Origin of the sequence: Streptomyces sp. NPDC091416, assembly GCF_044756845.1 — a bacterium.
Lineage (GTDB): Bacteria > Actinomycetota > Actinomycetes > Streptomycetales > Streptomycetaceae > Streptomyces.
The window spans coordinates 184,394-198,276 of the sequence record NZ_JBIVTU010000010.1; the positions used below are offsets into that span (position 1 = coordinate 184,394).

The 13,883-nt window shown below is 68.3% G+C and carries 5 protein-coding genes; 3 read left to right on the forward strand and 2 right to left on the reverse strand.

Annotated elements, in window-relative coordinates; genetic code table 11:
- The first annotated feature begins 262 nt into the window (after positions 1–262).
- The 3 genes from ACIQMX_RS28120 to ACIQMX_RS28130 all read left to right on the forward strand — a co-directional run bounded on the left by ACIQMX_RS28120 (position 263) and on the right by ACIQMX_RS28130 (position 7,792).
- Entirely contained in the window at positions 263–2,392 is a 2,130-nt protein-coding gene (locus tag ACIQMX_RS28120; RefSeq protein WP_402482136.1) for a glycoside hydrolase family 2 protein, read from the forward strand.
- Positions 2,393–3,070: 678 nt separating this feature from the next.
- Positions 3,071–5,725, forward strand: coding sequence for a glycoside hydrolase family 97 catalytic domain-containing protein (locus ACIQMX_RS28125; RefSeq protein ID WP_402482139.1), 2,655 nt, complete (start codon positions 3,071–3,073; stop codon positions 5,723–5,725).
- A gap of 393 nt (positions 5,726–6,118) precedes the next feature.
- The gene (locus ACIQMX_RS28130; RefSeq protein ID WP_402482141.1) at positions 6,119–7,792 is read left to right on the forward strand and encodes a glycoside hydrolase family 27 protein; all 1,674 of its coding nucleotides are present in this window, start codon (positions 6,119–6,121) and stop codon (positions 7,790–7,792) included.
- Positions 7,793–7,894: 102 nt separating this feature from the next.
- Here the strand turns inward: ACIQMX_RS28130 and ACIQMX_RS28135 are convergent, their stop codons facing one another.
- Complete coding sequence (locus ACIQMX_RS28135) at positions 7,895–9,271, reverse strand: glycoside hydrolase family 76 protein (protein ID WP_402482144.1); 1,377 nt, start codon at positions 9,269–9,271, stop codon at positions 7,895–7,897.
- A gap of 704 nt (positions 9,272–9,975) precedes the next feature.
- A complete protein-coding gene (locus ACIQMX_RS28140) occupies positions 9,976–13,014 on the reverse strand; it encodes a TIM-barrel domain-containing protein (RefSeq protein WP_402482147.1) in 3,039 nt (1,012 codons plus the stop codon).
- Positions 13,015–13,883 lie beyond the last annotated feature (869 nt).

Here is a 13,883-nt window from a genome sequence, read left to right on the forward strand (position 1 = left end):
GCCGGTAGAAGGGTGTCTCGCATCTGGCGTTCATACATGTGGACGGCAAGATGCGGCCCAGACCGGTTGTGCCCGTCGTCATCTGGCCCGAACGGCAGGGGTTGACCTCTGAGTTGACCGGCTCTAGCGTCACCTCTGCTGCGGTTCATGGTGCAGAAGAATGTTCATATGTGTGAATCTCTGGGTTTGAGTTCAGATGCCTCCGCGTTGCCGGCGAGGCAGTCGCCACCCATGAGTCCCCCACCCTCCCTGGAGGTACGTCATGAATGAACTTCCAAGTCGCCGACTGGTATTGGGCACGATGGCCGGCGGTGTACTTGCCACGCTCGCCTCCGGCGGCACGGCCGCCGCCGGGTCGGCCGCCTTGCAGACCTACGCTCCGCCCGCTCGGCGAGTCCGGCTCGGCCTCAACTCCGGCTGGCTCTTCCACAAGGGCGACGTTGCCGGAGCGGAACGGGCCGGCTTCGACGACAGTGCCTGGGACTCACTGAGCGTCCCGCACACCTGGAACGCCGAGGACGGAGCCGACGGCGGCAGCTACTACCGAGGAATCGGCTGGTACCGCAAGCGTGTCACGGTGCCGTCGAACCTTTCGGGAATGATGCTCTTCCTCCAGTTCGCAGGGGTCAATCAGGTCGCGGACGTCTGGATCGACGGCGTTCACCTCGGGCAGCACCGAGGTGGCTACTCGCGATTCCGGTTCGGCGTCACCGAAGCCCTCGCGCCCGGGAAGACCTGCGTGCTGGCCGTCAAAGTGACGAACGCGCACAACCCTGACGTCGCCCCGCTCGGCGCGGACTACACCTTCCAGGGCGGCATCTACCGCAACGTCAGCCTGCACGCAGTCGACAAGCTGGCGGTGCGCATGCTCGACTACGCCGGTCCCGGCGTCTACGTGCGCCAGCGCAGTGTCACGGCCGCCTCGGCAACCGTCGACGTGAAGGTGACCCTCTTCAACAACAACACCACCAGCCGCTCCGTGGTGGTGCGCGCCGTCGTCACCCACGCCAACGGAACCGTCGTGACGGATCGGAGCACGACGGCGCAGGTGATCAAGGCCAACAGCGGCATGGACGCCGTGCAGACGCTCACCATTGCCAACCCGCGGCGCTGGAACGGGCTCGCCGATCCCTACCTCTACAACGCCCACGTCGAGATCCGGGACGCCGCCTCCGGCACCGTCACGGACGTGGTCACCGAGCCGCTCGGCCTGCGCGGGTTCAGCCTCGACGCCACCAACGGCTTCACGCTCAACGGCAAGAACCTGAACCTGCACGGCGTCAACCTGCACCAGGACCGAGCGGGCGACGGCTGGGCCGTCACCGATGCCGACCACGAGCAGGACTTCGCCCTCATCAAGGAGATCGGCGCCACCGCGGTGCGGATGGCGCACTACCAGCACGACCAGAAGGACTACGACCTCGCGGATGCCGCGGGCGTGGTGGTGTGGGCGGAGATTCCCCTGGTGGACGCGATCACGGACTCGGCCGCGTTCACGTCGAACACCCAGACCCAGTTGCGGGAACTGATCCGGCAGAACTACAACCACCCGTCGATCGTCTTCTGGGGGATCGGCAACGAGCAGCGCACCGACAACACCTCCACCAACAGGCTCCTGGCCCAACTGGCCGCGCTCGTCGAGAGCGAGGACCCGGAGCGCATCAGCGCCTACGCCAACAACCTCGGCAACGAGGCCGGGGTGGCGGGTCACGCGGAGACCACGGCGTACAACAAGTACTACGGCTGGTACGGCGGTTCGTACAACGACCTGGGCGGATGGGCCGACAAGCTGCACGCCGCGTCGCCCAACCGCACGTTCGCCGTATCGGAGTTCGGCGCAGGGGCGAACCCGGGGCAGCACGCGCTCAATCCGTCGGCGCCCAGTCCGGGAGGGCCGTTCCATCCGGAGGAGTACCAGGCGCTGCTGCACGAGGCGTCCTGGAAGCAGCTCACCGCGCGGCCCTTCGTCTGGGGCTCGTTCGTCTGGAACATGTTCGACTTCGCCTCGGACGGGCGCGACGAGGGCGGCCGGCCCGGAATCAACGACAAGGGCCTGGTCACCCGCGACCGGCTGCTCCGCAAGGACGCCTTCTACTGGTACAAGGCCAACTGGTCCGCGGCGCCGACCCTGTACATCACCAGTCGCCGCTGGACGTCGCGGACCGACGCCGCCTTCGAGCTGAAGGTCTACTCGAACGCGCCGGAGGTCGCCGCAGCCCTCAACGGCACGTCGCTGGGCAAACGGAGCAGCGCGGACCGCATTTTCAAGTGGACCGGCCTGGAACTGCGTCCGGGAGTCAACACCGTCACCGTCACGGCCTCGATCGATGGCGCAGCACATACCGACACGGTCACCTGGACCCTTGAATCCGGTGTGACGCATGACGGCTGACCGGACCGTCACCGGCACTCATACCCTTGGCCAGCGCATAGTGGTCGCCTCCGGCGGCGTGGAGCCGCTGACGTATGTGTACGCGCCCGGCGCGCACCCCTCGGAGATCCACAAGCCCTACGTGCACGCACTTCGAAGCCGCCGAGGACCGGCTGCGATTCGTTGAGCGGCTGACCGGGCCGGAGGGTGGCGGCCGGGAATGGGATGCCGGGGGTCGCGCCATCGCCCTGCACTCGGCGGACCTGAAGGAGGGCGCCCGAGTTCCGGGCCGGTCCCTGTCCCCGATGAACATGCGCGACGAGCCGTTGCGTTTCGGATCGGCTATCACCGCCGATGGCGGGCTCGTCGGCTGTGCCGGACTCAGCCACTCGATGGCACGGTCCCGGGCCTTCGCCGAAGCGTTCCGGCTTCACCCGGGAACTCGGCCACCGCTACCGCGTTGTCGTCTTCGACGGTGCCTGGGACGCGACCGCGCCGCTTCCTGCCTCGACAGCCATCAGCGGTGAGCGTCGTGGTCCGGATCAGTGCGCCTGCACCGCTCAGGTTGCTCTGCGGGCTCCTCAATTGGCGTGTGTAACAAGCCTAGTTGGAGTTCTGTTCATTCTTGTGTGAACCGTTGACGCTCAATTCAACAGGTCTACACACTGTGCACCACCACCCCCACGGAAGGAGTCCACCATGTCCGGGTGCACGTTCAGAAGTCCGCGCCGCTTGGCCGCGTACGTGCTGGCAGCCGCCCTGGCCGCCGTTGTCCTACCCGCGGCGCCTGCCACGGCAGCGCCCGCCTCCGCAGCAGCGGCCACCACGTGGACGGTCGCAGGTCCCTCCGCCAACGCGCCCGTCTCCGCGCAGGTCAGTCTCGAAAGCGACGATGGAGCGTTGCGATTCGGAGTGTCCCGCCAGGGAACAGCCGTACTGAACCCCGCCCCGATCGGCGTCGAGACCACCGCCGCCGACCTGACGAAGAATCTGGTGTTCACCGGACGCAAGGACCGGACGGTCACCGAGTCCTACACGATGACGACCGGGAAGAAGCGCACGCGGCAGACCGCCTACACCGAGACGACCCTCTCCTTCACCGGCTCCGCCGGCGCGCGGCTGGACGTCCTGGTGCGGGTGTCGAACACCGGCGCCGCGTACCGGTACGTCCTGCCAGGCTCCGGGAGCGTGACGGTCGAGCGGGAGGCGTCTTCCTGGGACGTGCCGACGTCCGCGAACGCCTGGCTGGTTCCGGCCGGCCGCGAGGACCAGGGACAGTGGATCCGTACGACCGCGGGCAGCGCTCCGGCGGGCGACTACGCCGTACCCGCCCTGTTCCGGGTCGGTTCGACGTACGCGCTGCTGGCCGAGACGGACCTCGACGGGCGCTACGCCGGCAGCCGCCTGACACACCGGGCAGGGACCGGTGGCTACGGCACCTCGATCACGAACGCTCCCGTCACCGCGACGTTGCCGCTGGCCACGCCGTGGCGCACCGCCGCCGTCGGGGACCTGGCGGCCGTCACGGAGTCGACGATCGTGGACGACCTCGCCCAGCCGTCCAGGGTGGGTGACACCTCCTGGATCAAGCCGGGCGCGTCCGCCTGGTCCTGGCTGACCGAGCACTCGAGCCCGTCGGACCCCGCCCGCCAGCGCAAGTACATCGACTTCGCCCAGCACCACGGCTGGGACTACGTCCTGGTCGACGAGGGCTGGCAGTCCAGCTGGATGCCGGACCTGGTGAAGTACGCCGACGCACGAGGCGTGAAGGTGATCGCCTGGTTCAACTCCTCCGGCCTCCAGACGGCCGAGCAGCGTGACAGGTGGCTGCCCCTCGTCAAGAGCTGGGGCGTGGCTGGAGTGAAGATCGACTTCAGCTACGAGTACACGCAGCCCACCCTCAAGTGGTACGACACCGTGCTCGCCCAGACCGCTCAGCTCAAGCTGCTGGTCAACTTCCACGGCGCCGCCACCGCGCGCGGCATGCAGCGAACCTGGCCGCACGTCATGACGGGTGAGGCGGTCTACGGTGCGGAACAGCAGAACAACCGGGCGGCCCGTAACACGGTGCTCCCGTACACCCGCAACGTCATCTCCAGCATGGACTTCACTCCCGTCGTCTTCAGCATGAGCAACCGGGACACCACCGATGCCCATGAGCTGGCGACAGCGGTGGTGTTCGAGTCGGGCTGGCAGCACTACGCGGACAACCCCGAGAGCTACCAGTCACGGCCCGAGGCGCTGCGCATCCTCGACCAGCTCCCGACGGCCTGGGACGAGACCCGGCTCCTGGCCGGCACGCCCGGCGAGGACACCTACCTGGCTCGCCGGGCGGGCGGCAGGTGGTACGTCGGGGGCATCTCGTCGGTGGCCGCGAAGACGTTCCAGACACCGCTCGGCTTCCTCGGCGACGGCCGGTGGCTCCTGGAGACCGTACGCGACGGCTCCGGCCCGCTCGTGCGCGAGACCAAGGTGGTCTCCCGCGCGGACACCCTGTCCGTGGCGATGCGGCGCAACGGCGGCTTCGCCTCCGTCCTGTGTCCCTACACGGAGGGAATGACGACCTGCGGCTCCTCCGACACCGACGGGGTGCTCAAGGGCCAGGAGTCCGGACTGTGTGTCGACGTGCCGAACGGGACGCAGACCAACGGGACCGACGTCCGGCTCGCGGACTGCAACGGCGACAGCAACCAACTCTGGACGCAGAACCCGGCCGGGCAGCTCCGCGTGTTCCCCGGCAAGTGCCTGGACGTCGACGGCGCGGCGACCGCGGACGGGACGGCGGTCCAGATCTGGGACTGCAACAACACGGGCGCCCAGCAGTGGACCGTGAACAACGACGGCTCCGTGGTCAACCCGGCCTCGGGCAAGTGCCTGGAGGCCCGTGACCACGGCACCGCGACCGGGACGGCGCTCGTGATCCGTGGCTGCGACGGCGGAGCCCAGCAGAAGTGGGCACGCGGAGCCGCGACCGGAGCGGTGAAGGGCCAGGAGTCCGGGCGCTGCCTGGACGTACCCAACAACGAGACGGGCAACGGAACCCGGCCGGCGCTGTGGGACTGCAACGGCGGCGCCAACCAGACCTGGTCCTCCACGGCTTCCAACCAGCTGAGGATCTATCCCACCGAGTGCCTGGACGTCCGCGACGGGGCGAGCGCCGACGGAAGCGCCGTCGTCATCACGGACTGCACCAATGCGACGAGTCAGAGGTGGCGTGTCATGGCCGGCGGCTCGATCGTCAATGTGGCGTCCGGCAAGTGCCTCGACGCGTACGACCGCGGCACGACGAACGGCACTCAGGTGATCATCTGGCCGTGCAGCGGAGCCGCCAACCAGCAGTGGAACCGCGGCTGACCTGTCGCGTCACCGCCTGGAACAAGATCCATGGCATCGGGACTCGGCGGCAGTTCAGGACGGCGCCGATCCTCATCCGGACCGTGGAGCGTGACCGTCATGGATCTGACGGCCGAAGACGCATCGAGCGAAAGGGCTGCGGACGCCTGACGGCATCAAGCACCACACGTCCGGCATCACCTTCGTCCCCTCCTGACGAGCTCGTGACCGGAACCGGCGGGAGCGAGCCTGCCACTGCCACCACCACTGCCACTGCCCCCGACACCGGCCTCGTCCTCGCCCGGCTGACCGGGCGCCCCGGCTACGAGGCGCCCGGTTCGCGACGAGGGCACGCACATCCCGCACGTGCCCTCGTCGTTTCCATCCTTGCGGGACCATCCTCAGGAGCCGTACATGTCCTACGAACGGCATGGTTTCAGAAGACGCTTCGCGGCCTCGGCCGCTTCCCTCGCACTGACCGCCGGCGGTCTGGCGGGCGCAGCCGCGGTGACCTCCGGAGTCGCCGTCGGTATGCAGGTCGCCGCCGTCGCGGCCGCGCCGCAGGCCGCTGCGGTGGAGAACGGCCTTGCCCGGACCCCGCAGATGGGATTCAACAACTGGAACACCACGGGCTGCGGATCGCAGTTCAACGAGGCGATGGTCAAGGGCATCGCCGACATCTTCGTCTCCAAGGGCCTCAAGGCCGCCGGATACACCTACGTCAACCTCGACGACTGCTGGGCGCTTCCCTCGCGGAACGCCGCAGGCAACCTGGTCGCCGACCCGGTGCGCTTCCCGAACGGCATCAAGGCCGTCGCCGACTACGTCCATTCCAAGGGGCTGAAGTTCGGCCTCTACTCCAGCGCGGGCACCAAGACCTGCGCGGACAACGGATTCCCCGGTGGTCTCGGACACGAGAAGCAGGACGCCGATCAGTGGGCCTCCTGGGGCGTGGACTACCTGAAGTACGACAACTGCAACAACACCGGCGCCGACGCCAAGACCCGGTACAAGACGATGGGTGACGCGCTGAAGGCCACCGGCCGTCCGATTCTCTACAGCATCTGCGAATGGGGCTCCAACTCACCCTGGAACTGGGCGCCGGACATCGGCAACTCCTGGCGCACCACCGGAGACATCAACGACACCTGGTCCAAGATGATCGAGATAGCCCACAAGAACCAGCCACGGGCGCAGTACGCCAGGCCCGGTGCCTGGAACGACCCGGACATGCTGGAGGTCGGCAACGGCGGCATGACCGACACCGAATACCGCACCCACTTCAGCCTCTGGTCACAGATGGCCGCGCCCCTGCTCATCGGCAGCGACATCCGCACCGCGAGCCCGGCGACGTTCACCATCCTCGAGAACACCGACGTCATCGCCGTCGACCAGGACCCGCTGGGCAAGCAGGGTACCGTCGTCTCCTCCTCGGGCGGACACGTCGTGATGACCAGGCAACTGGCCAACGGCGACCGGTCGGTCACGCTCACCAACGAGAACGGCTCCGCCGCCACCGTCAGCACCACGGCTGACGCGGCCGGGCTGCCGGCAGCGTCCTCGTACAGACTCGCGAACCTGTGGACCAAGGCGGTGTCGTCCACGAGCGGCACGATCAGTGCGTCGGTGCCCGCGCACGGCACGGTCATGTACCGGGTCTCCGCCGGCACCGGCAGCAGCACCGGAACGACGCACCCCCTGATCAGCGCCTCGTCCAAGCGCTGCCTGGACGCGGAGGGCGCTGAGACGGCGCCGGGCACCAAGATCGAGATCTGGGACTGCAACGGCCGCCCCAACCAGGCCGTGACGCTCACCGCCGCCGGTGAGCTGCGGCTGTACAACGGCTCGCAGTGCCTTGACGCCTACGAGAACGGGACCACCCGGGGCACGCCGGTTCAGCTGTGGACGTGCAACGGCGGAACCAACCAGCAGTGGAAACTCAACGCCGACGGAACCATCACCGGCACCCAGTCGGGCCTGTGCCTCGATGTCACGGGTGGTGACAAGCCTGCGGGGAACGTCAACGGCGCCGCGCTGGAACTGTGGTCCTGCAACGGCGGGGCGAACCAGCAATGGAGCCTGGGCTGATCTCTTCCGACCCGGCCTGTAGCGGCCCCGGCCCGTGCGCGTACGACGCGCGCGGACCGGGGCACAGCCACGTGGCCCGCCGGAAGCCCGGGTGCGGATCCCTCAGCCCGCGGCGGCGTTGAGAAGGTCGAGGACGCTCTGCTGGCACCCGTAGTCGGTGGTGCCGCTACCGCCGTTCCAGTGCGGGCCGTACTGGTCGAGCGGGTTGCGGTCGTGGGCGTAGGCGCTGTTGGCCCAGCGGGTGAGAGCAGGGGTGTAGGGGCGGTCGGACAGCCGGCGGTTGAGCGTGCCGAGGCCGCGTACGTAGGCACCCTTGAAGCTCGGTCCGTCTCCCGTGCAGCTGTCTCCCTCGCCGGGTTCGCGCAGGACGCCGTCCGTCTCCAGCCGCGTGGTGGAGGCGTCGGCCAGTTCGCGGGCGGTCGTCAGGAGGCCGGCGTCGCCGGTGGCCCTGTGGAACTCGGTCAACGCACCGAGGACGACGCCCTGGTTGTAGGTCCAGGTGGGCTGGCCGTTGTTGGCGCAGGCATCGGTGAGGCCGTCGTTGATCATGTGATCACCGTTGATCATGCCGCTGCCCCGGAACCAGTTCCATTCGCTCCTGGCCCGGTCCAGGTACGTGGTGTCGCCGGGGATCCGGTTGTGCAGGGCCGAGTTGAGCTGGAGGAACAGTTCGTTGGCGATGGCGTTCTTGTAGTTGCCGTTCGTGCTCCAGCGGACCCCGCCGCCGCAGGTGCTGTTCCAGTTCGCCTGCATGTGGTCCGCGTCGGCCCGCGCCGTGTCCAGGTACCGCTTGTCGCCGGTCACGTCGTACGCGTCGATCCAGGCCAGGCCCCACCACCCGGTGTCGTCGAGGTACTCGTTGCGGAACTGCCCACCCTGCGCGTTGATGTTCTTGTCGTACGTCTCGGCGATGGCGTACGTGTAGCTGCCCATGCCGCTGATCCTGCTGTTGTCGATGACCGCTGTCAGGGCGTTGGCCGCGGTCCACCAGCCGTTGCCGCCGAAGAGCTTGCTGTTCCGGTCGAACGACATCATGAGCGCGGTGGCCGCCGCGGTGCTCCGGCTGCCCGCGTTCCAGGTGGTCCGCGCCCAGGGCGTGCATGCGATGGCCCCGCCGGCGGGCTGCCCGCACGCCCGCAGGGCCCCGACACCCCGGGTGTTCCAGTCATCCACGTTGTACATCTGGGTACGCCAGCCCTGCCCGCCGGACGGCACAGCGGTGTCGCCGAGGCGGCTCCCGGACGCCCAGGTACGGCCGCCGTCCATGGACCGGTCCAGCCACACCCGGTCACCGGAGCCGCCTTTGTCGATGGACGCCCAGCCCATCGCGTCGGCGTCGTCGAAGTGCAGCGCGATCGACCTCCCGGCGACCGAGGCGGTGACCGGGATCCGGTCCTGGGTGCTCGATGCCGGGTCCCGCGCATCGCAGTACGCGTTGCAGACGGCTGCGGGCGCCGCGGCGGCGGAGGGCGCCGACATCCCGCAGAGAAAGAGGGGAGACAACGTTGTCAGAGTCGCGGCTAAGACCGTCGGAATGGATCGGAGTGACTTCATGGGGGGACTCCCGGAACGTTTGATTGTGGTGGGGGATGGTCTGTCGACCGAAGGAGAGCGTTTGCCGAAACTAGCCAGGCTTGCCCGGCCACGTCAACGGATCGGACCCGCTCGCTCGCCGCCCTCCGCAGCGGAGGGCGGCGAACAGGGAGCCGGGCTCGTGGCCGATTCAGCGGCAGGACCCGGCTGGTACGGACGCCGTGCGAGGGCCTGCGTCGTTCGGTTGAGCTTCCGGATCTGGTCGGTCCCGCCCGTGGCGGCCCACTGCTGGAGTGCCGTACCGGGCGCGGTGGACTCCTCGGGCACGTCGGCCGGCCACCCCACCGCTGCCGAGATCGACCAGGACTCCCAGATCGCCGCTGGACTGCCGGCTCAGTGCGGCCCCCTGGCAGGACCCGTGCGAAAGATCGGTGGACCGGTAGCAGTCGGTGGACCGGAAGCTCGTGTCCGCCGCACTCTCACCGGTCTTGTCCTCGCCGAAGGCGTACCGGGCGGAGTCGACCTTCACGTTGCCGGGGCCAGCCCGTCAGGGCAAGGTCCCTGCCGTCCGCGTCCCGCCCGGCAGCCGCCAGGACTGCTGGCCCTGACGGCTGCCGCGCGGGCGACTCCGCACCTTCCGGGAGGAGTCGCTACAGCACGGTCAGACTGTCGATGTTGGCGCCCTGGGACCCGGTGAGGACTGCGCGGACGGTGATGCCATCGCCCTTCGGGAGGTCCGCGGTGACGGCGGCCGTCGCCCAGGTGTTCCAGCCGCCGGTGGGCGGCATGGCCAATGTGCCGGCCTTCTTGCCGTTGACATCGATGGACAGGGGGCGGTCATTGCCGCTCCCATTGGCGTAGCGGACGAGGAGCCGCTTCGTGCCGGCCGCTGCCACGGCGACCGTCCACGCGATGGTGGCGCCGTCCGCGGACGTTCCGGTGAAGTCGGCGTAGCCGGCCCCGGTGTAGCCGGGGTGGCCGGTGTCGATGGAGAAGGTGCTGTCGAGCCGGGCGTTCTCGGCCTGGTAGACCGTGCCGCCGCCGACAGCGGGGTAGGAGCCACCGCCGGGCTCGACAGTGGCGGCGTTGCCGCCGTCCTGGACAACGGGTATTTCCGCTGTGACGATGCTCAGGATCTTCGCCGTCGCGTCCCATACGCTTCCGGCGCCCTTGTCGCTGAGGACAGCCGCGGCCTCGCTGGAGAAGGCGGGCAGTGTGGCACCGCCGTTGACCCGCATCCCGACGGGCGCCTCCAGGCCGTGAACGCGGATGACATAGCGCCGCTTGTCCGGCGCCCCCTCGTACGTCCCCCTCGGGTGAGCGATGACGACGCGCCTGGAGGCGTTGGCGTAGGTGAGGCGAGTGACGCTCGTGCCCTTGCCGGTCCGGTACGCCTCGGTCACCCCGTCGTCCTCGACGACCTCGAAGGCGCCGTCGGCCCCCGCGTAGACGTCCATCTCGAGCTGCCGCTTCGTGAGGTAGGCGGTGCTCTGCGCGTAGGGATACCTGGGCAGAATGGCGCCCGCCTTGACGAACAGCGGCGTTTCTCCGGTGCGGGTGGTGTAGGGGAGGTCCGCGGTGTCGGATCCGGTGTGCTTGATGTCCGCCCAGAAGTTGTACCAGGTGGTTCCGGCCGGCAGCCAGATCTGCTGGACGCTTCCACCGTCGGAGGTGACAGGGGCGACGAGGAGCGAGGGACCCCACATGTACTGCAGGTCGTGGGTGTAGGCCTGCGGCCGGTCCTGGTAGTCGATCACCATGGCCCTGGCCATGGGCATGCCGGTGGCGTTGGCCTGATGGGCGAGTGTGTAGATGTACGGCATCAGGCTGTACCGCAGCTGACCGTACTTCGCGAAGTCCGCCCGCGCCTGCGTGCTCTGATCGAGCGGCCAGCGTGATGCCAGCTTGCCGCGGTCCTTGGTCGAGGCAGTGCCGTGCGGGCGCCAGATCGGCGAAAGGCTGGACCAGCCGGCCGGCCAGTTGCGGTAGAACGCGTCAGAGATCAGGCTGCCGTTGCCGAAGCCTCCGCCGTCGATGTTCGCGAAGGGGAAGCCGCCGAGACCGGCCGTCTGCATGCCCCGGATCTGGTTCCGCATCTCGTCGTACGTCGAGCTGATGTCACCCGTCCAGTAGTGCCCGTAGCGCTGCTGTCCCGCGGTGGCACCACGACTCCAGGTCCAGGGGCGTTTGGCGGCTCCGACGTGCCCGGCCCGGTCGGGGTCCCAGCCTTCCTTGCCGACGGCCTTGTGCACGTCGAGGAAGTAGGCGTTGCGCCCTTCCGCCCAGCGGCGGCCATCGGCCATCCTCGCCGTGTACGGGATCGCTCCGAGGTCGTCGACCTCATCGATCCACAAGGCGTCGCCGGGATACTTGAGCGCCGGGTCGAGCGCCTTGTCCCAGAAGACCTTCCACACCCAGGCGCGGGTGTCGGGGTTGCTCCAGTCGGGGACGGCGTTGTTCTCCTTCACGTCCTTGAGGTCAGCCGTCGCGAAGCTGTATCCGGGCGGAGGGCCGCCCTTCCATCCCGCCATCTCATTGGTGTTGTTCCGGTTGTAGTCCAGGGTCACGGTGACGCCGTTCTCGGCGGCCCACTTCTGGTAGCCGGCGGGGTCGGGCCAGCGGTCGTGGCTGAACTCGAACCACGAACCGGACCAGGAGCCCGAGCCCTCACGCCAGCGGTTGTCGTTGACGTGGTGATCGAAGGGGAAGCCGGCGGCGCGGTGCTGGGTGATCTTCTCCCGCCACCAGTTCTGGTCGCTCACGTCGGCGAAGTTCTTGTCCGAGAGCTGAAGCCCGAACACGGATCGCTGAGGCAGCCGCGGGCGGCCGGTGAGCTGCGTGTAGCGGTCGAGGAGCTGGGCGAACCGCGGACCGTTGATCAGGAAGTAGTCCAGCTGGGGGCTGACACCGCCGGCGTCGTGCCCGTCTGCGAAGAACCCGTATCCGCCCGACCCGCCGAAGTGGAAGGTCGTGTCGAACGTGGTGTTGAAGAAGACGCCGTACCCTTTGTCGGACAGATAGAACGGCACGATGGCCGGTGCCTGGTTGTCGGGGTTCCTGGCCGACGCGTCCGCGTAGTTGTGGGAGACCGTGTCACCCGTGCGGTCGAGCCGGGGTGTGCGGCCGAGCATGCCGTGTCCGGCCTTGAGGAAGCGCTCACCGGAGGCCGGCGGGACGAACGCCTGGGTGGCGATGGTGCTGTTGGCCCCGCTCCAGGAAATGCCGCGTGTGGCATCCTCCTTGACCAGCAGGGCTCCGGTGGCCAGCGAGTAGAACTCCAGCCGCAACGGCTTCTTGTGCAGGACGATGCGCAGTCCGTCGGCTGCGCCGGTGCGGAGATCGAGGGTGTCGTCGGTGACGGTGAGCTTCAGACTGCCGCCCAGAGAGGTGTGGCTCTCCGGCTGCACCATCTCGTAGCGGGTGTCCGAGAAGAACTCCTCCCCGGCGCGGGCAGCGCTCACCCTGATCATCCGGTCCCCGTACGCCGTGAGCCGGAGCCGCTGTCCCGTCACGCTGGTGACGGTGACCCGACGGCCGCCCTCAGTGGTGTGTTCGGAGTAGTCGGAGAGCTGCTCCCCTTCGCCGGCCGCCGCGAGGGCCCGGTGGGGCAGGGAGGTGACGGCGCCCGCGGCGAGCGCGCCGGCAGCCGTTGCGAGCAGGGTCCTGCGCTTGATCTGTTCGCGCTTCATTGCGTCTCCAATACGTGTAGCAGCCAGGGGCTTTGCGGCTTTGCGCACGCAGGGCCCACGAGCTGGGCGGAGGTCCTCCGGGCCGGTGATGCGGTTGTGGGGAGCGGTCCTGTCGCGTGGGCCGTTGCCGAGGTACGCAGCCGCGCCGGTGGAGGGAGGAGTCAGGGGCGGCGCGGTTCGAGTGCCGCGCCGAGGAGTCGTCGATCGCTAGTGGTGGTCGACCGGTGTCGATACCGGCGACGGTGGTCAGCCAGTCAGCCAGTCAGCCAGTCAGTCAGCCTGCGGCGGGCGGCAACTGGCCTTGCCGAGAAGGTGTTTCACGGCACGCCTTCCCGGGATGGGGATGAGCTCCCGGCGTTGCGCGCCTTCACGTCATGCAGGGCGGACTGCCTGCACCTTCAGTTCATGTACTTGAACATCGAACTGCAATGTGAATGGCTACAGGTGGTGACGGTAGGTCGGGAGTCATCCGGGGGTCAACCCTGCTGCACGCGGACGGGCTCCCTGTGGCGCAGGTGGAGATGACCGCCTCTGGGTCATGGTGTGCGATTTACCCCCTTCGCGACCGGCTCCCGTCGGGCCTCTGGCCTGCGGTTTGTCGTCAGGGGGTGAGTGTGTCGAACTGTTTCTTTATCTTGAGTCTTGACTCAAAAAACAACATCACACCACACTGGTGGTGGTCCCTTCGTTGCTTGAAGGGCATGTTCGCGAAGGGCGGGCTTGGCCGGGGTCCGGTCAACTTCCCTCTCTGTCGGCCTCGTTGTGATCGAAGACGCCGGCTCGATGCCGAGCCTTCCTGCTGCCTGTGACCGGGTGGTGCGGGGGGCCTGTCGCGGCGCGTTTCTTTCGGAACTTCGAATCTCACCGGC

Coding starts and splice junctions, on each gene's coding strand:
- ACIQMX_RS28125 (WP_402482139.1), top strand. CDS start 3,071: ATGTCCGGGTGCACGTTCAGAAGTCCGCGCCGCTTGGCCGCGTACGTG.
- ACIQMX_RS28135 (WP_402482144.1), bottom strand. CDS start 9,271: ATGTCGGCGCCCTCCGCCGCCGCGGCGCCCGCAGCCGTCTGCAACGCG.
- ACIQMX_RS28130 (WP_402482141.1), top strand. CDS start 6,119: ATGTCCTACGAACGGCATGGTTTCAGAAGACGCTTCGCGGCCTCGGCC.
- ACIQMX_RS28140 (WP_402482147.1), bottom strand. CDS start 13,014: ATGAAGCGCGAACAGATCAAGCGCAGGACCCTGCTCGCAACGGCTGCC.
- ACIQMX_RS28120 (WP_402482136.1), top strand. CDS start 263: ATGAATGAACTTCCAAGTCGCCGACTGGTATTGGGCACGATGGCCGGC.